Source organism: Paenibacillus sp. FSL R7-0163 (assembly GCF_037969975.1).
In the GTDB taxonomy this organism is placed as follows: domain Bacteria; phylum Bacillota; class Bacilli; order Paenibacillales; family Paenibacillaceae; genus Paenibacillus_AQ; species Paenibacillus_AQ odorifer.
Genome location: NZ_CP150224.1, coordinates 1,439,489 through 1,461,133 on the forward strand (window position 1 = coordinate 1,439,489; position 21,645 = coordinate 1,461,133).

Genomic DNA, 21,645 nt, shown 5'->3' on the forward strand with positions numbered 1-21,645 from the left:
GGGTATTATCATTGATAGGAGAGGAGAAGTAGTGCAAAAAATAAAGGTGCTCGTTGTAGCTGCTTCAGTAACCATGCGTAAACAGATCTCGAACCTAATTTCGGAGGACTCAACCCTCGAGGTCATTGGAGTAGCTCGAAATGCATCCGAAGCGATCAGCATGGTTCAAAAACTCAGGCCCGATGTCGTGGCTATAGATATAGAAATGCCGGAATTGAACGGTTTGGTAGCACTCACAAGCATAATGTCACAGCGGCCAACACCTATACTTATCCTGAGCTCAGCTACAAAGGAAGGTATAACTGCAACCATTACTGCTCTACAAAATGGTGCAGTAGATTTCATCTCCAAGCCAGCTCAATCTTATGGACCTGGTCTATACAGCATAAAAGATGAGTTATTATTCAAAATTAAGAAAGCCGCTGAAATTCCTTTAAGAACTCTTATTCTTAACAATATAAACATCTCCAAAGTGAAAGCTCGACAAGAGAAACAAAAAAACGATAAGAGTGGATGTACAGAAGTCATTGAGCAGATCGTGGGAATTGGATGTGGAGTAGGAGGGCCGAAGGCATTAGAAATCTTAATTACCTCACTTCCAGCGAGCTTCCCGTATCCCCTGCTAATTGTGCAACATATGCCGCCTAAGTACACAAAAGCATTGGCGGAACGACTGAATCGGTTCTCAAGTGTACGGGTGGTGGAAGCCAAGGACAAGCAATCGGTGCTCGGGGGAACCGTCTATATCGCTCCAGGTAATTTTCATATGACCATCATTCAGGAGGGGCAAGATCTCAGAATAAAACTTATGAAAAAGCCTGCAGTGAATGGGCACTGTCCTTCGGTCGATGTCTTGTTTGGGTCTATATCTGCATTAACTGGTCTACAGCAGCATTTAATCCTAATGACCGGAATGGGAAATGATGGCGCTAAAGGGATGCTAGCTGCCAAACATGCTGGTGCCCAATCAACGCTTGTAGAATCGCAAGAAACTTCTATTGAAAGTGAAATGCCTGAAGCAGCGGCGAAGCTGGGTTGTGTGGATTACGAGCTGCCCTCGCATTTGTTAGCCTCGAAGATTATGGAGGTTACGGGGGAGCTGAGATACCGAAGGGACACATTTCCATCAGTTTGAACGGTCTTATTTTACTTCTGAAAAAGCGTTGGCAGGATAAAATCCGCCAATGCTTTTTTGTATTTCAGGTTGACACTTTCAAGTGATAACAATTATCATTTACGGAGCTAGAGTAGAGATTATGTAACTCATCGTATACAAGGAGCGAAGAAGGAGAGGTTTGCGATGACTTTAAATATATTGAATATGGAAATTCATGATCTTTTTGATCAATTTACAGAACGGATAGAGGGGCATGTTGAGCATAACCAATGGGAACAACGGCTTACTATTCCTTCACATATTGGTAAGGGAACTGTCACCCGTACACGGATTCGTCCAGGTATGGAGATTATGTATACGGACATAACTTACGAACAAGATATGAAGCTCTACATTCAAGAAGCTTGTCCGTTGTTTGAACTAAGCTATAATCTAAGCGGAGAAATCTATTGCGAATGGAACGGCAAGGAAAGTTACACGGATAAACAAATGGGCAACGTCCTTTTTCTAGAGGATGTTCAGGTGTATGAAGAGAAAAAAGCAGGTGTCCCCAATCAATTGCTGGAAATACGGTTAGCTCCTAGTGAACTGCTGAATTACGCCGGAGATTTATCGGAGACACAGCAAATGGAAACCTGGCTTAGACATCATCGTGGCAATATTGATCGTTATCCAGATACTGCGGCAATCCGAAAATGTGTCTCCGAAATAATCCACTGTACCTATCATGGAACATTGAGACGTTTATATATGGAGAGCAAAGCCCTTGAATTTATTGCTTTGTTTGGTGAGTCTGATGGTTACGGTTCTATTAGCGATAGTATGACGCTGCGGCACGATGATATTACCAATCTGAAGCGGGTACATGAATTGGTGCAAATCCATTTCGAACAACCGTTATCTATACGTGAGTTGGCTAAGCGGGTAGGTATCAACGAATTCAAGCTGAAAAAAGGCTTCCGCGAATTATTTGGCATGACGATCTTCGAGCTAGTACGTATAAAAAGGATGGAGAAAGCGCTCTGGTATATGGAGGTTGAAGGTTTGAATATAGGGAAAACAGCTGTTTCGGTCGGATATAGCAATGTCAGCAATTTCACGACGACCTTTCGTAAGCATTATGGCTGCAATCCAAGCGAATACTTAAAACGTATCGAACAACAGAGTTTGGAACGAAACAGGCTGTAGGAAGATTTGTAAATGCAGAAAGCTTAAAGCTTCAAGTGTTAGAACATAGGGTTCGGAATCGAACGTTATATTCTGTCTGCTTGAGGTTTTTTTGTGTTTGCTCCCTTATCAAGGAGTGCACCTCCCTTAACAGGTAGAGAAAAAGACCACTCTAAATGATAATAATTACATAGATTGCAGATAAAAAGGTGGTTATACAATGGAACAACAACAAGTAGATTCGCGCCGGTGGTATGCGCTGGGGGTTATTTTACTGCCAACATTACTTATTTCATTAAATACTTATATGATTCAAGTTGCGCTTCCATCTATGCAATATAGCTTGAACGCAAGCTTTTCGGAAGCACAGCTTATCGTTACCGGATTTTCGCTAGGATTAGCTGTGGCGTTGATTATTAGTGGAAAGCTTGGAGATATATACGGCAGGAAACGGATGTTGCTGATCGGGGTAAGCGGGTTTACGGTCATGGCAGTATTGGGCGGAGTGACCTCAGATCCGGCTCTTCTGATTGTTATTCGGATTGTGCAGGGATTGGCTGCGGCGCTTATTCAACCTCAGGTTCTATCTACGCTGCAGGTCAGCTTTCTGCCAAAGGAAAAAGGGCTTGTTTTCGGCATTTACGGCGCCATGATTGGTTTTGGATTTGCATTCGGATTCATCCTCGGAGGCACTATTGTGAATTGGAATCCGTTCGATCTCGGTTGGCGGACGGTGTTTTTTTTCAATGTGCCATTTGGACTTCTCGTCCTGCTGTTAATGCCGATTGTACCTGAAACACGGGCTGAGCAGGCGCACAGTATTGATTGGACTGGAAGCTTCCTTCTGCTGATCGGTTTGTTCCTGCTGATCTATCCGTTGTCAGAGGGACAAAAACAAGGGTGGCCGTTGTGGATTTTTGGCTGTCTAATGTTAGCTCTTTTCGTGTTGTTTACTTTTATCTGGGTTGAAAATCGAAAGGGAAAGCAGGGGGCGTTACCGTTAGTCGATCTGTCTATTTTCAGAGATCGAACATTTAGCGCAGGTCTGGCAACCGTTCTTGTCCTTTATCTAAGTATGTTCTCTTTCTTTTTTATTTTGAGCTATTATATGCAATTTGGTTTGCACTATAGTGTTCAAGATACGAGTATGGTTTTCTTGCCTATAGGGATAGGCTTTTTTCTGACTTCCTTAATCTCGTCTCGAATGGTCAAAAGATGGGGGATGAGTGTACTTAAGATAGGAGCGCTGATGATGGGTAGCTGTAGCCTGCTGCTTATGTTAGAGCTAAATGTGGACGTTACGAATCTGCTGGACCCCCGTAATATCCTAATATTATTGATATATGGTTTCGGTCTCGGAATGGCTACTACGCCCCTAGTTAACGTCACGCTTAGTTCAGTACCCCCAAAGATCACGGGCACGGGTTCAGGCTTGATCACTACCTTTATGTATTTTGCGAATTCGTTAGGAGTGGCGTTAATCGGTATTTTATTCTCCGCTTCGCTAAAGCATTCTCTTTTGGAAGCAGATCTAGCGGATTATGTAAGGGCGTTTTCCTTCTCATTAGCAGCAATCGGAGGACTTGCTTTTACTGGTTTTCTTTGCCTTTGTTTTTTGCGGGAGCGGAAATTATAGAGGAGGTATCCTGCTTTTTTTGCGCTGTGAGCAATCTAACAAAAGAACGCCCTTCTTAGCTTTATAGTAATACCGAGTGATTGAATTCCATTTAATGTAACTCAATCCAAACCTATCAATGAGAAGGTGCCAGGATGTCCATACTGCAAGTAGAGAATCTCTCAAAAGAATACAAAGGAAAAGGCAAAACGAATCGGTATCGAGCGCTGAACGGGATTAGTCTTACTGTGGACAGTGGCGAGTTTGTGGCGATTATGGGACCCTCGGGGAGCGGAAAAACGACATTTTTAAATATACTAAGCGGAATCGATACGGAGTATAGTGGGGTTGTAAGAATTGCAGAGACTAGTATAAGTGAGATGTCCAAGAACGAGCTTGCGCTTTTTCGCCGGCAGCGTATGGGATTCGTTTTTCAGGATTACAATCTGCTGGATAGTCTGACCCTACGGGAAAATATCATGGTGCCCATGGTGCTGGATGATCAAGAGGTAGAAGATATCAATGCCAAGACAGATGAGACGTTATCGCTATTTGATCTGGATGAGGTGAAGGACAAATATCCTTATATGGTTTCAGGGGGGCAACAGCAGCGTGCGGCGATCAGCAGGGCGATTATTAATCATCCAGATGTGATTTTTGCGGACGAGCCGACGGGGAATTTGGATTCCAAATCCTCGAGTACGGTGATGGCGACCTTCGCCAAGCTCAACACTCTAAAAGGAGCAACGATAGTGATGGTCACGCATGATCCTTTTGCGGCCAGCTATTGTAATCGCGTGCTTTTTATCAAAGATGGGAAGGCTCTACTAGAGATTGCTAGAGAGAATAAAGAGCGCAGAGCATTTTTTGATCTGATTCTGGAGAACCTGGCCTTTATTGGAGGGGGAGAAGATGACCTTTAGGAGAATGGCATTTCAGATATTTAAGGCGAATCTTAGAAGATATTTGTTGTTTTTCTTATGCAGCAGCTTTACAGTCATGATCTTTTTTACATTTTATTCGCTGTACAGTAATCCTGATTTTAATGACCCTTATCAAGTGAATGGGATGGTGTCGGGTAATTTATATGCTCCTTTTTTGGTGATAAGAGTGTTTGCTGTTCTGTTTATTGTATATGCGCAAATGGCCTTTTTGAAATTTAGAAAAAGCGACTTCGGGCTATTAATGGTACTTGGAATGACAAGCCACAATATCCGCAAAATCATTTTGTTCGAGAATAGTATGATCGCTTTAGCCTCGATTCTCACTGGTTTAGGTGCAGGGACGGTTTTCTCCGGTATTTTTTTCTTCATTGTTTCGTTGTTTGTAAATATTGGGGACAGTGCTTTTATACTGACGCCGGATAGTTATCTGTATACCATTAAATTCTTCGCGGTGATTTACATAGTTGTGATTGCAATCAATTTCCTATTCACTTTGAGATACAGCATTTTACGTCTTTTAAAAGAATCCAGAACCGCAGAACGCAACCTGATTCATGGGAAAATCACCGGAGTCATCGGAGTTTTACTGTTGGGAATCTCCGTTTATAATATGCTCACTCATTACAACCCTTCCGATGCTCGCATGATGTTAATAAATCTGGGAATTAGTATGTTAGGCGTTTATTTGCTGTTGTCAGGACTTGGGGACTGGTTGAAACTTTTTATATCGCGATCAAGCAGAGCATATCACAAGCACCTGCTGTTTAGTTCCAATTTGATCTATACCCTTGGTCGCTCCAAAATAGTGCTTTCTCTTATCACCTTCCTCGTCTTCATCACGATTTCTCTAAGCGGGATTATTTTTTATTTGACCTGGAATGCTGAGGATATTCCGGTTGCAAACAATCCATATGATATTGCCTATTCAGAAGTATTCGGAAAAAATAGCATCTCACCAAAAATACTAAGCGAGATCACGGATCATGGCGCCACGCCGCTGCTTTCACACCAAAAGCTGGAGTATATCGACTTGTTTAATTTTAAAATATTTCTGGACCAGAATATAAACGCATTAATCGGCTCTGATTATCATGTGGAGAAAGATCACTTTCTAAATCTGGCCACAGTTGCACAAGGAGAAGAGTGGAAGAATCAAAGACCGGAAATGCCGACCTTTGACCTGACGCTTGCTTCCGGGAAGTATACGCTGTATTCACAAGGTATCCTATTTCACATGGTATTTAACCCTGTGCCGAATTTAATGAATGGTCTTCATATCATTGTAAACGAAGAGGATTATATGGCGCTGAAAGCGGAAAATAGAAAAGGGATCGGTATCCTTCAGCTCCTGAATTTTAAGGATTGGAAAAAAACTGCGGATATAGATGCTAAGTTAAATGCCGCTTTAGCCAAATATAACAAAGACAATACAGAGTCCTGGTATGGCAATGAGCGGCAAGAGGCCCTCGTATTTTCTACGAAGTCTAGAATAAGTGACTATCTACAGTTACAGGAGTCTGGCCGATTTGGAATCTTCGTAATTTCATTTGTTGGTTTAATATTTTTCGGCGCCTCCGGGATAGTGCTGCATTTCAGTATTCAGACCGATTTAGAGCGTGAGCGGATCAAATTCAGGAAGCTGAACAAGATTGGAATTACTACTAAGGACGTGGCTCGTATTATAGGCGGCCCTTTAAAAGTGCTGTTTTTTCTCCCTTATGCATTAGGTATTGCATTGTCTTCTTTTTATGTTGTCAGTTCTTCCAGGGTTGAAATGTCTACAGCTCTGGAGCCGATGTGGTTTTGTTTGTTGGTGGGCGGAGCATATCTTTTATTTCAAGTCCTTTTTTATCGTATATACACCAAAATATACACTCACAATATGCTGGCACATATTAAGCTACTCGATATTCCCTTAATAGAACAAAATGAGATTTCAATTTAATCCCAAATATGATAATATTGGTGCACAAAACGTGGGGGGATTCCATTTGAAAAAGATTTTTTCCAGAATTGCAGTCGCATTAATGATCTTGACCCTTGTTGCGATAGTCACTTGCTTTTATATTGGTGAATTCACCTATGCGTATGGATTAATTTTGGTGCTGTTTTTCGTATTTGCGGGGATGGGGCAGCTCTATAAGCTTAAAAATGATGAGTATATGTACAAAAAATTAAATAACACCGATGAGTATAATGAATATACTAGATGATATAAATTTAACAGAAGCTTATTATGTATAGCCAAACACCCCACTTTAGACAGTGCCTAAAGTAGGGTGTTTTTGTATGTGCCTATGTTTATTTCTTACCGTTGCGTTCAAGAATCATATCTACGAACAGATCAATCTGTGCGGTAATCGCAATCGGATCATAGCGGTAGTAGGTATCAAAATCATTGTAGAATAGATGATCGTTCTTCGCAGCATCAAGTCCGTTCCAAACTGGAGATTCCTTCAGTTCTTTCAGCTTATCTCCTTTTTTGTCAGGATCATAAGTGGTGAGGAACATGTAGTCAGCTGCATATTCTGGCAATAGCTCCATGGACAGCTGCAACGTTTGGTTGTCATTGCTGTTCTTAGTAGGCATTTTTAGCTTAAGTGCGTTATAAAGGGCTTGTCCACCCCGGCCAGCATTATTTCCGAAGGTCCATAGCTCACCTTTATCAGTCAGCTCATAGATTCCAAAAGTATCATTTTCATTTACGACACCTTTAAGCTTCTCGCGGCCTTCAGCAGCCTTTTTCTCAAAGTCAGCAATAAATTGTTCAGCTTTGTCAGGCACACCTACAATGTCACCGAACAGTTTAACAGTTTCATAGATATTTGTAGCAGTTCCGTATGGAATATGAATGGTTGGAGCAATTTTGGATAAAGCATCGTAGTTATCATCATACATAACGACGATTAGATCAGGTGTAAGTTCCAGAGCTTTCTCGGCGTTAACTGGAGCACCGACATCTTGTGTGTTTGTGAGCAGGTCTTTCAAGAAGGGATTATCAAAGGTACTAGGTTCGACACCTACAACATTTGCTCCTACGGAGAGCAACTCTCCACCATAATAATCTGTAATAATCCGCTGTGGTTTTACAGGTATTTGCACAGTACCTTTAGTGGTTTCATAGCTACGCATTTCAGCAGCTGAAGCCTCAGGAGCAGTCGTTGGCTCTGTGCTCGGTGCTGTAGTTGCTTCTGTTGTTTCTGTTGGTTTATTAGATGAAGCATTGTTTGTTCCCCCGCAAGCTGTCACAAATACAGACAATAACATTATGAGTGCCAGGATGGGGAAGAGGGTCTTTCTTTTTAGCATGATAAACCTCCCTATATATGTGTACCAACAAATAATAATGAGAATCATTATCATTATTATTATCAATTTGAACTTTATCAAATCCTAGAATTCCTGTCAATGCAATAAAATAAATGCCTCCTATTAAATCTATCTATTGCCAAACCTAGGAAGGCTCATTTACAATAGCATAGTGATAATGAGAATCAATTTCATAGAAATAGGGTGGCATTCATGAATCAACAGATATCTTCCAAGATTAGACCTAATAAAGGGTCAGCCATACAAGAGTTCCGTTCACGTCCTTGGGCTGCCACGTTAATCTTGGTTGGCGGTCTGGTACTATTAGCACTAGGTATCGCTGTTTCAGTCTCCTTTGGAGCGGCTGATATTAAACTTTCTGTGGTGTGGGCAGCTGTGTTTCACTTTGATCCGGAGATCATGGATCATCAGATTATTAGAGAATTACGATTACCCCGTGTACTTGGCGGGGCCATGATAGGGGCCAGCTTTGCAGTTGCGGGTGCCATTATGCAGGGAATGACCCGAAATCCACTCGCAGATTCAGGTTTGATGGGCATCAACTCAGGCGCAGGATTTGCGCTGGCGCTTTGTTTTGCATTTTTCCCGAATCTATCGTTTATGTATTTAATCCTATATTCCTTCATTGGTGCCGGAGTAGGGGCTGGGGTTGTGTATGGGGTCGGATCATTGGCCAAGGGAGGGCTGACTCCTGCTCGTCTGGTGCTGGCAGGTGCTGCTTTTAGTGCACTGCTGTCAGCGCTGAGTGAAGGGGTAGCTTTATATTTTCACATTGGGCAAGATTTGGCTTTCTGGTATGCGGGAGGCGTGGCTGGGACGAAATGGATTCAGCTTAAAGTCATGTTCCCTTGGATAGGAGCAGCGTTAATTGGGGCTATGGTAATATCCCGATCGATTACAATGCTCAGCCTAGGTGACGATGTTGCTAAAGGGCTAGGCCAGCGCACAGGGCTTGTTAAGCTGGCAGGGACTTTAATCGTATTGATTCTGGCTGGATCATCAGTTGCAGTAGTAGGAGCCGTTGGGTTCATTGGACTAATTATTCCCCATTTGACCCGTTTTTTTGTAGGTGTGGATTACAGATGGATCATTCCATGTTCAGCTATTCTTGGCAGTCTGCTTGCAGTATTTGCAGATTTAACAGCACGGATGATTAATCCCCCTAATGAAACGCCGCTTGGAGCAATTATTGCACTGATCGGTGTACCTTTCTTCCTTTATCTTGCACGTAAAGAAAGGAGGGAACTGTAATGATAGAGAAAACTTCATTCGATTCCTTCCAAGCCGCCAAAAATAAACGTGGCTTAGTTATAATGATTATTTTAGCTGTACTGATTGTTATTGCTTTTATTATTAGTATGAATACAGGATACATACGTTTGACACCTATGGAGCTGCTTAATACGTTATTCGGTAAAGGGACGGATAAGCAAGAGTTAATCTTGTTTCAATTTCGGCTACCGCGTATTGTGATCTCCGTTCTGATAGGCGCAGGTTTGGCTGTATCCGGAGCTGTGATGCAGGGCGTCTTTCGTAATGCTTTGGCCGACCCCGGCATCTTAGGGATTAACGCTGGTGCAGGAATTATGGTTATGCTGTTAATATCTTTTTATCCGACGGCAACCGCGGCTCCGGTGTATCTGTTGCCTATGGTGGCGTTTGTTGGTGCGGGAATTACTGCTGCCTTGATCTATGTCTTAGCTTATAAACGGCATGAAGGAATAAAACCCATGCGACTGTTGCTGACCGGTGTAGCGGTTGCAGCTGGAATGAGTGCAGCGATGATCGTGCTGACTCTTCGGCTGGATCCGGAGAAGTATCAGTTTGTGGCTACTTGGCTTGCAGGAAGTATTTGGGGCACAAGCTGGAAGTTTGTACTTTCTTTACTACCGTGGATCGTAATTCTCGTGCCGTATGTCATCTATAAAGCAAGGGTAATGAACGTCCTTAATTTGGGTGAACAGACAGCTGTAGGACTTGGGGCTGCTGTAACGAAAGAACAATTCCGGCTTCTTGCGGCTGCGGTTGGTCTAGCTGCGGCAAGTGTTGCTGTGAGTGGTGGGATTGGCTTTGTCGGCCTTGTCGGCCCCCATTTGGCGAGACGACTAGTTGGACCCAAACATCAGCTCATGCTGCCAACCTCAGCGCTGCTCGGCTCACTGCTAGTTATTATAGCGGATACCATTGGGCGCTGGATCTTACAGCCATCTGAGATCCCCACTGGAATTGTTGTTGCTGTAATTGGAGCGCCATACTTTTTGTATTTGCTAGCCCGTACTAAATCTTGATGAAAGAGGATGGTCAATCACCGGAAGGAGCGAATTTTTACAATGTTGCGTCGTTTTTTTTCTTACTATAGACCCTATAAGGGATTGTTTATTCTTGATTTCTCCTGTGCTATTGCTGCTGCACTGCTGGAACTAGTCTTCCCGCTGGCGGTTAACCGGGTAGTGGATGATATGCTGCCAAGTGGGAATTGGAAATGGATTCTCTATTCTTGCCTCGGTTTGCTGGGGATATATATCGTCAGCGCCTTTATGCATTTTGTCGTTACTTATTGGGGGCATAAGCTGGGGATCAATATCGAGTCGGATATGAGAAAAAAGCTATTTGATCGTGTGCAGAAGCTCTCTTTCAACTTCTTCGATAATAACAAAACAGGCCATTTGGTCTCGCGGATGACAAATGATCTGATGGACATCGGTGAGATTGCCCACCATGGTCCTGAAGATTTATTCATAGCAGTGATGACGCTGCTTGGTGTATTCGGTATCATGCTTAGCATCAATTGGCAATTAGCTATTCTAACCTTTGTAATTGTCCCGCTGATGATTTATTTATCCATGTACTTCAGTCGCAAAATGTCCAAAGCGTTCCACATCATGTTCGCGGACATTGCTGACTATAACGCACGCGTAGAAAACAATGTAAGTGGGATCCGTGTTGTGCAAGCTTTTGCTAATGAGAATCATGAAATTTCCCGTTTTGCAGTTAATAACGAACGCTTCCGTATTACGAAGCTTATGACCTATCGAATTATGGCTTGGAATTCATCCTTTAGCTTCGTGCTTATGAAACTGGTCTCATTATTCGTACTCGTGTGCGGAACCTATTTTGTAATCCAGAAGCAAATGACTTACGGTGAATTTATTGCTTTTGTGATGTTGTCTAATGTCTTCTTAGGACCTTTGCAACAGATTAACTCGGTCATTGAGACCTATCCTAAAGGGATCGCTGGTTTCAAACGTTATCTTGAACTGCTGGAGACGGAGCCAGATGTTGATGACGCAAAAGACGCTAAGCCAGTGTCTCATCTGTCAGGGAATATAACCTTCCAGGATGTAGCTTTTGCTTATAGTGATAAAGAAAAGGTGCTAACCAATGTGAACTTATCGATTTCGGCAGGAGAGACGGTTGCACTTGTGGGTCCATCCGGTGCTGGTAAGACAACACTTTGCAGCTTGCTGCCACGCTTTTACGATGTAAGCGAAGGCAACATCTCTATTGATGGAATAGATATTCGCTCCATGACGTTAGAATCACTTCGTTCCCATATCGGGATTGTACAACAAGATGTATTTCTGTTTGACGGAACCATCCGTGAGAACATTGCTTACGGCAGATTGGGAGCTTCCGATGAAGAAATCTGGGAGGCTGCGGGACGCGCTCAGCTGGAAGAACTGATCAAATCTCAGCCTGCTGGGCTGGATACAATGATCGGTGAGAGAGGCGTCAAGCTTTCTGGCGGCCAGAAGCAGAGGTTGTCCATCGCCCGGATGTTCTTGAAGAATCCGACGATTCTCATTTTGGACGAAGCAACCTCTGCATTGGATACTGAAACGGAGTCCGCTATACAAGAGGCTCTCGCCGAGTTGTCTGAAGGACGCACAACACTTGTTATTGCTCATCGCCTTGCAACGATCAGAAATGCGGACCGTATTGTTGTCGTTGCGGAAGGCGGCATCGCAGAACAAGGTAAGCATGAGGAACTGCTGCAGACTGCCGGAATTTACAGCCGATTGCATGAAGCGCAGTTTGGAGCTTAAGTAGCTGAAGGGATCACTAGAATATAATTTTGGAGGGACACGATGAATAAGCAACTGGAATTATACGATGTAACCATTATTGGTGGCGGACCTGCTGGGATGTATACAGCTTTTTATAGTGGAATGAGAGACTTGAAGACAAAGTTAATTGAAGCGAAGGATGAGCTCGGAGGAAGAATGCTTATTTATCCCGAAAAAATGATCTGGGATGTAGGAGGCGTAACCCCAACTCTTTGCCATCAACTGATCGGTCAGCTCAAGGAGCAAGCTCAAACCTTCGATCCGACTATTGTGCTGGGTCAGCAAATTATGAATCAAGAGAGACAAGAAGATGGGACGTACATCTTGACCTCTTCTACTGGGGAACAACATTGGACCCGCACAGTCATTTTGGCAATTGGTTACGGAATTCTACAGATGGCAAAGCTTGAAATTGAAGGTGCAGATCGTTATGAGGTGACGAATCTTCATTATACCGTTCAAGAGCTGGAGCCGTTCCGCGGTAAAAGAGTGCTAATCTCCGGTGGAGGCAACTCCGCAGTAGATTGGGCGAATGAATTGGAGCCCATCGCTGCAAGTGTGACGATTGCGCATCGCCGCGAACAGTTTGGCGGACATGAGAAAAACATTGTGCGGATGAAGGAATCCTCAGTCAATGTCCGTGCGCCATATGCAGTAAGCCAATTACACAGCAGTAATGGTGAAACGATAGATCAGGTTACGATCAGCCATATAGAGACAGGTGAAACAGAGCAGTTTGAAGTGGATGCTGTCATTGTGAATCATGGTCTGAAGAGCGATTTTGGTCCGTTAAAAGAATGGGGCCTTGATATGGGCGAGTGGTGTGCGAATGTAACTGATAAGCTGGAGACCAATCTTCCGGGTATATTCGCAGCAGGTGACTTTGTGGATTATGCGAGCAAGGTTCGTTTGATCGCAGGCGCTTTCACTGATGCGGCTCTGGCGCTTAATAGCGCAAAGCTGTACATTGACCCGACCGCGGCCAAAGTCGCTTACGTATCTTCTCACAATGAACGGTTCAAAGAGAAGAATAAAGCGCTTGGAGTCGTTGACGACCACTAAGGATAGAGGCTTCTCAAACCATAAAATCTGAAGTTTTATATAAAGCGTATAGGGGATCTTATCCATTTCGAGCGGAGAGAACCCTTATACGCTTGCTTTCTATTTTATGGGTTATTAAGTCTAGCAGTCTGGAAGGGAGCAGGAATGAAGCTATCAAATAATAACCCGGTTCATAGAATTTATCTGTTAAAAGAGGCAGGGAAACGCCAATGCGGCGGCGGTCACATCAATAAACCCCAGATTGCCCAGTCCCCACTCTTCCTGACACCAATAGAAGCTATCGTTCAAATAACCATAGAAGGAGAGACAGTAGCTCTGAAAAATGGTGAAATTCTTTTTCTAAGCACAGGTGCGACTTATCAAATTAATGCTCCATTAGAGACTGTTATCTCTGTTCTAGCAATTTCCTATGAGGTATATGGGCTAAGCAATAGCACGGAGCAAGAATTGGTCTATGGACTTTGCCGTGAAATTTTTCCGGTCAATGGGATTTTACCTATACGTACGACGAATAAAATAACCCGTTTATTCAGCGAATTGGAAGATGTTGCTGCCAATAATTTAGAAGCACAGGCAGATAGAATTCAATCCTTGCTGTATCAGCTACATCAACTGGTCGTAGAGGCTGACGCTGAAGCAGACATTACGGATAGTTCATATTTCAGAATGCTCTCTTATATCCACCAGAATTTCCAAAGGGAGATTACGCGGGAGATGATGTCTCGAATGATGGGCTTCAATCCTCGTTATTTCTCAGTATGGTTCGCAAGCAGACGGGTTGGAGCTTCACCGAATATGTAACTCATTTAAGAGTAAATAAAGCGAAAAAACACTTGATGTCCAGCAAAGCAACAATACAGGAAATTTCGCAAAAAGTAGGCTATACAGATGGACTATATCTGAGCCGCAAATTCAAGCAAGTCACCGGGATGACCCCAACAGAATTCCGTTTACGTCCCAAACCGAAGCGGATAGTAGCGTTACAATTTTTAGGGGATTTACTTGCGCTGGGAGTGAAGCCTGTCGCGGTTGAAGAAGATGTGATGAACTACTCCTTGCTTTTGCTGCCGGAACTGGCGGGTGTGCGATCATTTGAGTTGCAGGGATGTCCGGCGGAAGCGGACTGGTCTGGGCTAGATGCCGATCTAGTTATTGCACCGACCTATCTGAGCCCTCGTCAGCTTAAATGCATGGAAAAGTTGGGTCCACTAGTTACTGTGGAGTGTGATAAAATGGACCGCCTGGAACAGATTCGTTTATTCGGCAGACTGCTGGGAGAAGAGGAGCGGGCAGAGGCATGGATAAGGCACTATCATTTGAAAATAGATTTGGCCAAGCAGCGCTTGTCCTCATTAATTGAATCTGGTGAAACGGTAGCGGTGTATGAGATTAGGCAAGATAACAGTATTTATATCTGGAATTATACAGCCCGAGGGGTGTACAATCTGTATCCAATGCTGGGGGTAACTCCACCGGACAAGGTAAGGTCAGATGTTCTGGAGCGGAATGATCATTTATGCATCTCACTGTCGGAATTGCCAATATACGCGGCTGACCATATGTTTGTGGTTGTATCAGGACAAGAGGACTGGATGTCGAGAACACGTAAACGCATTAGTAAAAGCGCGGTTTGGCGCAATCTTCCAGCATTCAGGAATGAATGCATATATTACCTGAAGCTTGAGGAATTTTGGGGCAGCGAAGGGCTTGCGCTCGAACGCCAGCTGGAAATACAGACAGATTTGTTAACCGGCCATAAATTAAGCTGACAATCGTCCATAGCTTAATTGATGTATTAGCGTGTATATATGTTTTCCCGCGGAGACGGTATATTAAACAAAGATCTTAATGATATTGATTATCAATATCATAATAATATAAAGTCTCAAGGGGGATTTACATTGTACAGAATTATATCGTTAGGAAAAACAAGCATGATAGCTGTTATGCTTACGCTGGTGCTGCTGTTGAGCGCATGCGGACAAGCTGCTAATCAGGGGAATGCTCCAGCTAGCACGTCGGCTGAAGTGGCTAAAAGCACTAATGATTCTGTAGTTGCCAGCACGGAGCCGGCTGCTGATGCAGAGTATTGGACGTACGAAAGCGACAAAGGCCCGGTGCAGATCCCACGCAATCCACAAAGAGTTGTGATTCCGGTACAAGACTTTATTGGTGATCTTCTGACGCTTGGCGTGACGCCCATTGCCGTTGCCGGGAATGACATCTTGAACCATCCATATTTCAAAGAGGCGCTGACAGGTGTAGAAGTAGTAGGCGATGACATGACGGTGTCCCTGGAGAAAATAACGAGCCTCGAACCGGACTTGATTATCACTTATCAGGAAGATACCTATGAGCAAATCTCTAAGATTGCTCCGACTGTCTTTATTCCTTGGGGCAAATACGACTATAAGGAACGATTGATCGAGATCGGGAAAATCTTGAACAAGGAGCAGCAGGCTGTAAAGTGGGTGGCGGATTTCAATCAGAAGCTGGAAGCGAAAAAAGCGGAATTGGCTGATCTGATCGCAGCTGACAAAAAGGTGGCGATCTTTGAAATTGCCGGTAAAGAGCTGTATTTATACGGTTCGTCATATGGGCGCGGTGGAGAGATTATATATAACGGATTGGGGCTGCATGCACCTGATCTTGTCCAAGAGGCAGCCTTTAAAGAAGGCTGGGCTTCCCTCTCACTTGAAGCGTTGCCCGAGTACTTAGGTGAAGCTGATTATATCTTCCAAGGCTTCAGCCGTGGTGTGGAGCAGGATAAGCTGGACATTCTGGACAGTGTCTTCTGGCAGAACCTACCTGCTGTCAAGTCGGGTCATGTATTCACCTACGATCTAAAAACTTATTATCTATCCGATGCTTATGCGCTGGACAAGCAGCTGGATGAGATAGTTACGTTGCTGAAGTCTCTTCAATAAGTTAATTTCAAAAGAGTAAAAGGGGATGTTCGCTGAGCTATAGTAGCTCAAGGACATCCCTTTTGCGTATTTATATTCCAAGTTAAGGGAGGTTATAGATTCCATTTGTTGCATAAAAAAGCGGTGTAGAACAAATAGTATGAGCAGGAGGTGTTAATGATGGACCCCTTTAACTCTACTATTTTGGACGATAATCTTAAAGAGCTTCAAGAAAGGCTTGGCCATAGCCCTGATATTGTTATTCGTAGAATTAAATCCACTACCACACAGGTTGAGGTAGCTGCTGTATATATTGAGGGATTAATAGAAAAATTAATGGTCAACGAGTTTGTGGAGCATGCGATGTCGTTCGATAAGCTAAGTGAAGAAAACCCGGTGGTAACATCCGCTGAAGATATCTTTTTGTATATGAAAGAAGTGGCGAGAGGGATCGGAGAAGAACAGACACTTGAAGATTGGGATGTGCTTTTTGAGGCTTTATTCTCTGGTGATACCATTCTTTGGGTCAACGGGATAAGGGCAGCTATCAGAGGGAATACAAGCGGCGGTGAGGTTAGAGCGGTATCGGACGCTACAACTCAAGTAGCCATTCGTGGCTCCAAGGAAGGCTTCACAGAATCTATTGGGACGAATATCTCTCTGGTGCGCAGGAAAATAAAAAGCCCTAATCTCTGGGTGGAGTCGATGAAGATAGGTGACGTCACGCAAACGAATGTATCTATTATGTATATTCATGGAATCGTCAATGATAATACCTTAAAGGAGCTCAGAACTAAGCTGCAAAGCATTGATATAGACGGGATTCTGGAATCTGGATACATTGAGCAATTTTTAGAAGATACTCCCTTTTCTCCATTCCCAACATTATATAATACGGAACGTCCTGACAGTGTTGCAGGAAATCTTTTAGAAGGTCGAGTTGCTATTTTTGTGGACGGGACCCCGTTTGTGCTGATTGCACCTACAACCTTTTTTATGTTTTTACATGCCGTAGAAGATTATTACCAGCGTTATGATATCACGACTTTGATCCGATTATTGAGATTTATTTGCCTTGTTATTTCGTTATTTGGCCCAGCGTTATTTATTGCAATTCTAACCTTTCATCAAGAAATGATCCCAACGGCCTTACTTATTAATTTTGCTTCACAAAGGGAGGGGGTTCCATTTCCGGCTTTTATTGAGGCTATGCTGATGGAATTTACCTTTGAGATTATACGTGAAGCAGGAATTCGTATGCCATCCCCTATAGGCCAAACTGTGTCGATCATTGGGGGCTTAGTGTTAGGACAGGCAGCCGTACAAGCCGGTATTGTCTCTCCTGCAATGGTTATTGTAGTTTCACTTACAGGAATATCCAGCTTTGCTACTCCCGCTTTTAATATGGCTCTTTCCATACGTATCTTGCGTTTCATCATTATGTTTATCGCAGCCTTTATGGGGCTTTATGGAATAACGATCTTTACTTTTATTTTGGTTGCTCATATGTGTAGCTTGAAATCGTTGGGTTTTCCGTATATGTCTCCATTTGGTCCTTTTATCGCTGAGAATCAGAAGGACTCGATCTTGCGTGTGCCCTTGAAATATATGAAAACTCGGCCGCGTCTTGTTAGCCAAAAAAATAATACTCGACTTAAGGTGAATGATGGGAAGCCGGGGAGTGGCAAATGAAGGTCGGATGGATGATGCGTTCATTTATTTGTATATGCTGCTTAATGTTGCTGACAAGCTGCTGGAACAGTCGGGAATTAAACAATTTAGGCATTGTGACTGGTATAGGTGTGGATAAGGTGCCGAATAAAGAGGAATATCATGTTACTTTTCAGATTGTGAATCCATCCTCAACAGCCACAAGTGCAGGAGCTAGCACCGGACAACCCACGGTCACTATTTATTCTTCTACGGACCGTACGATCTTTGGCGCTTTTCGCAAGACTTCAAAAAAGGCGGCAAGACAGATGTTTTTTGCACACACGCAGCTATTAGTTTTAGGCGAATCTACAGTGAAGAGCGGTATTGATGGGATTTTTGACATCTTTGAAAGGTCCCATGAGCTGCGGCTCAACACGAATGTTATTGTAGCCAGAGATACGGAAGCATCCTCTATTCTGAAACTATTGCTTCCCGTAGAAAGCCTGCCTGCAATTGGGATTATTAAAAAGAGTAAAAATACCGCTAGAATATATGGAGAAAGCCGGGATATCAATGTTTTTGAGCTAATTAATGGTCTCAGTGGAGAAGGGTCAGTGGTGATATCCGGAGCCAGAATTCTTGGAGACGCTGAAGAAGGAACTAAAAAATCCGGGATGGAGCAAACTAAAGTAAAAGCACTTGTCACAATGAGCGGGCTTAGCGTATTGAAAAAAGGGGTTTTTCAGGGGTGGCTGGATGGCCCTCTTGCTCGGGGGGCACTATGGGTACAGAACGAGATTAATGAAACCAGTATTAATGTAGATTCAAATGAGGTTAAAGATTCGATAGCCGTTAACATTAATTATTCAAAAACAAAAATTAAGATTGAACTCCGCAATAAAGTACCCGTCATTCATGTAAATGTTGTGGAAGAGGGGACGCTTAGTGAGGCACAGAGTTATATTGAGCTAAGTGATAGAGAGGTAATCGTTCAGTTGGAACAACAAGTGGCTCTTAAAACTAAACAGGAAATAACCCAAGCCTTACAGGCTGCTCAAACTATGAAATGCGATATTTTCAATTTCGGGAATGAACTGAAGCGCACAAATCCAAAAGCATGGGAGACTGTTAAGGACGATTGGGAGTCAGTGTTCGCGGAAGCGGAAGTGGATGTTTCTGTAGAGGCCTATATTCGCAGTGTTGGAATGAGATTAGAGCCGAAATTGTTAAAGGAAAAATGAAAGTGTTCAGTGAGAAAGGTGGGAGAAGGCCACTTTATGAAAAAAGAAACCATCAGCGCGAGTCAATTATTTGCTTTGATTTTTTTGTTTGAATTGGGAACGGCCCTTGTGGTACCGATTGGACTTGAAAGTGGCCATGCTGTCTGGATTGCTATTCTGTTAGCTTTGCCCGGTGGACTTCTTTTGTATTTGATTTATGTTTATTTATACCGGCAATATCCGGGCATGATTATTAGCGGTTATACAAGAAAGATACTGGGCAATGTTATAGGCTGGCCGTTAAGCTTAACATATATTCCAATCCTTCTCTTCAATGGCTCCCGAAATCTGCATGAATCAGGTGAGTTGTTAATAGCTGCTTCTTACGACAGAACACCCGTGTTCATCATTTATGCAATGATGGTTGTTGCGGTAATTTACATCTTAAATAAGGGGATTGAGGTGTTTGCGCGGGCGGCTGAGATTTATATGCTGATTATAATATTGTTGGGCTTGACCAGTTGCTTTTTGGTTATTGCCGCCGGACTTGTAAAACTAGATAACTTGTTTCCGTTACAGGCCTCGGATTGGAAGAATGCATTGAAATCAGCCTATCTGAATATATGGCTATTTCCGTTCGGGGAGATGGTATGTTTCACTACGATTTTACCTCATATCAAAAAAACCAAGGTAGCAAAAAGAACCGGAATCATCGCAATTACTTTATGCGGATTATTACTCAGTTTTACCCATGCCATCGAAATATCCGTTCTAGGAACAGAAATCTACAGTAGAGCCAATTTTCCGATGTTCACTACGATAACGTTAGTAAACCTGGCCAATTTCATTCAACGTTTGGACGCGCTTGTGCTCTTAACCTTAATCATTGGAGTCTTTTTTAAAATGTCAGTATATTGCTACGCTGCAATGGTAGTCACCGCGGATCTATTCAAGGTGCAAGACAGCAGAAAGCTCGCCGTTCCCGTTGGTATTGTTGTTTTGTTCGGGGCTTTTATTAGTTCAGCGAATTATCCGATACATATGGACGAAGGAAGGATATTTCTGAAATATATTTTGCCGTATTTCTGTGCCGCTGTACCTATTCTCTTGTGCATCGTTCATTACATCCGCAGAAAATTAGGGAGCATAGGTTAGTTTATTTTATTTGATGGATTTATTGCTTCTATTTCGGATAGAGGATGTAATTGTAATAACAAAAGGTAAGGAGATAAAAACGAGCATAGTTATTGATTCCTGTATGCTTGTAGCTGCAAAGGAGTCATAGATCGTCCGCATTGAAGCGGTGAGGTTTTCTCCTGATAAAAGGTCGATGATTACTGCCATCAGCAACCCCATAAAAGCAAGCATGAAATATAGTAATAGTAATTTCATATTGATCAACTCCATTTGCTAGATTAACCTTAGGCTAAATGTATTATTACCTCTTGAGTGTTTTTGTAGTCAAAAGAAATAACAAATCCCCTACTGCTCCAACGTTGTTGGAAGCAGTAGGGGATTCTAATTTAAGCGCATTTTATTGTGTAAGCCAAGCAGCCAGTTCTTCGGTCTGGGATAACACGGCAATTGGATCATAGTACCAGGACCGTTCTTCTTTCCATACATATAGATGGCCATTTTTTACAGCGGGTAGGCTACTCCAGATTGGATCAGCTTTGTAATCAGCTTCTGTACGGTTATTGGAAGTTAAGATAATATAATCTCCTGCGTATTTAGCGAGTGCCTCTGTAGAGATTTCCGCCCATTGCTTCTCCATAATTTCTGCGGCCACAGCTGTAGGGGGCTTACGACCCAGCGCCTGATAGACAGGCTGTCCGCCTCGGCCAAAGTTATCGCCATAGGCCCAAATGGATTTTCCGCCGTCTTCCATGATGGAAAATGTTGCATCTGCAGGGATTACTTTGTCTACTTTGGCTTTAGCTTCAGCTATCCGTTTGTCGTAATCTGCAAGCCAGCTTTTGGCTGCCTCTTCCTTACCAAGGAGTTCTCCGAAATAGGTTAATTCGGCATGAGCATCTTTCAGATCACCATATGGCACAACGATGGTTGGAGCAATTTTGCTTAGTGCTTCATAGCTTTCAGCTTGTCCAGAAATAATCAAATCAGGATTAAGTGCGATGATTTTTTCAGGTGACATTTTGCCGTAAGTTCCAGTGTCTGCAACTCCAGTAAGTGCCTCCTTAAAATACATATTCTCCAGTGTTAATCCGGGAGCACCAACAGGAATGGTATCTAGCGCAATCAGACTGCCCAGATATTCCTCAGCGACAATCCTTTTAGGTTGAACAGGGATTTCAATATCACCATTTATAGTAGTGACCTTTTTAAGAGCAGCTGCTTCAGTAGTTTCTGTTGGTTGACTAGTTTTGGTAGGTACTGCAGTTGCCGATGATGTGTTGCTGGTGTTACTGCCTGTATTCCCCACAGAATTATTGGAATTCCCGCAAGCTGATATGACTAGAATTAATGCCAGCATGAAGGGAAAAAGAAACCAATGGGTTTGTTTGGAGCTATTTTTTCCTGGATTATGCAATTTGTTGTTCCCC

General features: G+C 43.1%; 19 protein-coding genes. 16 read left to right on the plus strand and 3 right to left on the minus strand.

Going from position 1 to position 21,645, the window contains the following annotated elements; genetic code table 11:
• The first annotated feature begins 31 nt into the window (after window positions 1–31).
• From cheB to NST45_RS06315, 6 genes are all read left to right on the plus strand, one after another.
• Window positions 32–1,135, plus strand: a complete 1,104-nt coding sequence (cheB, locus tag NST45_RS06290; RefSeq protein ID WP_038572469.1) for a chemotaxis-specific protein-glutamate methyltransferase CheB — start codon at window positions 32–34, stop codon at window positions 1,133–1,135.
• 165 nt (window positions 1,136–1,300) lie between these two features.
• Complete coding sequence (locus NST45_RS06295) at window positions 1,301–2,305, plus strand: helix-turn-helix domain-containing protein (RefSeq protein WP_038572467.1); 1,005 nt, start codon at window positions 1,301–1,303, stop codon at window positions 2,303–2,305.
• A gap of 199 nt (window positions 2,306–2,504) precedes the next feature.
• The gene (locus NST45_RS06300) at window positions 2,505–3,920 is read left to right on the plus strand and encodes an MFS transporter (RefSeq protein WP_051490900.1); all 1,416 of its coding nucleotides are present in this window, start codon (window positions 2,505–2,507) and stop codon (window positions 3,918–3,920) included.
• Window positions 3,921–4,054: 134 nt separating this feature from the next.
• The gene (locus tag NST45_RS06305) at window positions 4,055–4,822 is read left to right on the plus strand and encodes an ABC transporter ATP-binding protein (RefSeq protein ID WP_036676070.1); all 768 of its coding nucleotides are present in this window, start codon (window positions 4,055–4,057) and stop codon (window positions 4,820–4,822) included.
• A complete protein-coding gene (locus NST45_RS06310) occupies window positions 4,812–6,788 on the plus strand; it encodes an ABC transporter permease (RefSeq protein WP_339825180.1) in 1,977 nt (658 codons plus the stop codon). The genes NST45_RS06305 and NST45_RS06310 overlap by 11 nt, the downstream gene beginning before the upstream one ends.
• 46 nt (window positions 6,789–6,834) lie before the next feature.
• Entirely contained in the window at window positions 6,835–7,056 is a 222-nt protein-coding gene (locus NST45_RS06315) for a hypothetical protein (RefSeq protein ID WP_042190339.1), read from the plus strand.
• A gap of 88 nt (window positions 7,057–7,144) precedes the next feature.
• On the opposite strand, the gene NST45_RS06320 is transcribed toward NST45_RS06315, so the two are convergent.
• On the minus strand, window positions 7,145–8,152 hold the full coding sequence (locus NST45_RS06320; RefSeq protein ID WP_036676075.1) for an ABC transporter substrate-binding protein: 1,008 nt from the start codon (window positions 8,150–8,152) through the stop codon (window positions 7,145–7,147).
• A 213-nt stretch (window positions 8,153–8,365) separates the two neighbouring features.
• Here NST45_RS06320 and NST45_RS06325 point away from each other — a divergent pair, with 213 nt between their 5' ends.
• The 10 genes from NST45_RS06325 to NST45_RS06370 all read left to right on the plus strand — a co-directional run bounded on the left by NST45_RS06325 (window position 8,366) and on the right by NST45_RS06370 (window position 20,236).
• Entirely contained in the window at window positions 8,366–9,424 is a 1,059-nt protein-coding gene (locus tag NST45_RS06325) for an iron ABC transporter permease (RefSeq protein WP_036676077.1), read from the plus strand.
• Window positions 9,424–10,461 carry an iron ABC transporter permease gene (locus NST45_RS06330; protein WP_036676084.1) on the plus strand — a complete coding sequence of 346 codons (1,038 nt, stop codon included), beginning with the start codon at window positions 9,424–9,426 and terminating at the stop codon, window positions 10,459–10,461. The genes NST45_RS06325 and NST45_RS06330 overlap by 1 nt, the downstream gene beginning before the upstream one ends.
• 42 nt (window positions 10,462–10,503) lie before the next feature.
• Entirely contained in the window at window positions 10,504–12,219 is a 1,716-nt protein-coding gene (locus tag NST45_RS06335; protein WP_036676085.1) for an ABC transporter ATP-binding protein, read from the plus strand.
• A 42-nt stretch (window positions 12,220–12,261) separates the two neighbouring features.
• A complete protein-coding gene (locus NST45_RS06340) occupies window positions 12,262–13,302 on the plus strand; it encodes an NAD(P)/FAD-dependent oxidoreductase (RefSeq protein ID WP_036676089.1) in 1,041 nt (346 codons plus the stop codon).
• A 144-nt stretch (window positions 13,303–13,446) separates the two neighbouring features.
• On the plus strand, window positions 13,447–14,103 hold the full coding sequence (locus NST45_RS06345) for a hypothetical protein (RefSeq protein ID WP_339825183.1): 657 nt from the start codon (window positions 13,447–13,449) through the stop codon (window positions 14,101–14,103).
• A complete protein-coding gene (locus tag NST45_RS06350) occupies window positions 14,061–15,071 on the plus strand; it encodes a helix-turn-helix domain-containing protein (RefSeq protein ID WP_076147000.1) in 1,011 nt (336 codons plus the stop codon). Before NST45_RS06345 ends, NST45_RS06350 begins: the two co-directional genes overlap by 43 nt.
• Window positions 15,072–15,203: 132 nt before the next feature.
• Window positions 15,204–16,229: an iron-hydroxamate ABC transporter substrate-binding protein gene (locus tag NST45_RS06355; RefSeq protein WP_256717010.1), complete on the plus strand. Its 1,026-nt coding sequence runs from the start codon at window positions 15,204–15,206 to the stop codon at window positions 16,227–16,229.
• A 156-nt stretch (window positions 16,230–16,385) separates the two neighbouring features.
• Window positions 16,386–17,900, plus strand: a complete 1,515-nt coding sequence (locus NST45_RS06360) for a spore germination protein (RefSeq protein WP_143760463.1) — start codon at window positions 16,386–16,388, stop codon at window positions 17,898–17,900.
• Window positions 17,897–19,102: a Ger(x)C family spore germination protein gene (locus tag NST45_RS06365; RefSeq protein ID WP_038572463.1), complete on the plus strand. Its 1,206-nt coding sequence runs from the start codon at window positions 17,897–17,899 to the stop codon at window positions 19,100–19,102. The genes NST45_RS06360 and NST45_RS06365 overlap by 4 nt, the downstream gene beginning before the upstream one ends.
• A 36-nt stretch (window positions 19,103–19,138) precedes the next feature.
• Entirely contained in the window at window positions 19,139–20,236 is a 1,098-nt protein-coding gene (locus NST45_RS06370) for a GerAB/ArcD/ProY family transporter (protein WP_038572462.1), read from the plus strand.
• A 6-nt stretch (window positions 20,237–20,242) separates the two neighbouring features.
• Here NST45_RS06370 and NST45_RS06375 read toward each other — a convergent pair whose 3' ends face one another.
• Window positions 20,243–20,473, minus strand: a complete 231-nt coding sequence (locus NST45_RS06375; protein ID WP_036676096.1) for a hypothetical protein — start codon at window positions 20,471–20,473, stop codon at window positions 20,243–20,245.
• Between the two features lie 142 nt (window positions 20,474–20,615).
• Window positions 20,616–21,575 carry an ABC transporter substrate-binding protein gene (locus NST45_RS06380; RefSeq protein WP_076213662.1) on the minus strand — a complete coding sequence of 320 codons (960 nt, stop codon included), beginning with the start codon at window positions 21,573–21,575 and terminating at the stop codon, window positions 20,616–20,618.
• Between the last annotated feature and the right edge of the window lie 70 nt (window positions 21,576–21,645).